The 1,137-nt window shown below is 53.2% G+C and carries 1 protein-coding gene; it reads left to right on the forward strand.

What is annotated here, in order from left to right:
- Positions 1–116 precede the first annotated feature (116 nt).
- On the forward strand, positions 117–1,137 hold a 1,021-nt coding region (locus tag AWU74_RS05870; protein WP_162504910.1), incomplete at its 3' end, for a site-specific DNA-methyltransferase.

The raw sequence follows: 1,137 nt of genomic DNA on the forward strand, positions 1-1,137 counted from the left end.
AGCAAACTCGGTAGCAAGCCTCTTTACCTATAACGCCGAGTTTCCTCAAGAAACTCGGTCGCACGTATTCGGTGTGCAGTAGCGCGCCGAATACGTGCGCAGTATACTGTCCTCCCATGAACACCTCCCCCGTAAACCGCCTCATACTCGGCGACAATCTCGAAATCCTGAAAGGAATGAACGGCGAGACTGTCGACCTTATCTATCTTGACCCGCCGTTTTTCAGCAACCGCAATTACGAAGTCATCTGGGGAGACGCGGGCGAAAAGCGCAGCTTTGAAGACCGCTGGGAAGGCGGAATGGAGCACTATATCGGCTGGCTCAAGGAGCGCGTCGAGCATATGCACCGCGTCTTAAAACCGACGGGCAGCATATTTCTGCACTGCGACTGGCACGCCGACGCATACATTCGGGTCGGGATTCTGGACAGGATATTCGGCATAAATAATCTGGTGAATGAAATTTCGTGGAAACGCACCACGAACCCTCATAATGATTCGAGACAAGGCGCAAAACATTTTGGGCGCATTACCGACATTATCTATTTTTATGCGAAGGACAGTAAGGTTTATACGTTCAATTCGCAATTTGAACGATATAGAAGCGATTATATCGCCGCCGCTTACAGCAAGTCCGATCCTGACGGACGGCGTTTCAAAGCGTCGGAACTATCCGCTGCCAAGCCGGGCGGCGACACCAGTTATGAATGGCACGGATGTCTGCCGCCCATAGGACGATATTGGGCGTATTCAAAAGAAAATTTGAACGAGTTTGAACGAAACGGTCTTATTTGGTTTTCGCCTCACGGCAGACCGTATTTGAAACGCTATTTAGACGAAATGCCCGGCTCCAGCATCAATAATTTTTGGGATAACTGTGTCTTTAGAAGCAGAGACGAGCGAATCGGCTACCCGACGCAGAAGCCGCTCGCCCTGCTTGAGCGAATCATCAAATGCGCCAGCGACGAAGGCGCTCTGGTGCTCGACCCGTTTATGGGCGGGGGCACGACTATCGCGGCGGCGGACAAACTGGGGCGCCGCTGGCTCGGAATCGACCAGTCGCCGCAGGCGGTCAAGGTTACCGAATACCGCCTGAACCGGCAGCAAAACCCGCAGGGGCAAGGCGACCTGTTCGCTG

This window comes from Treponema endosymbiont of Eucomonympha sp., assembly GCF_001028545.1.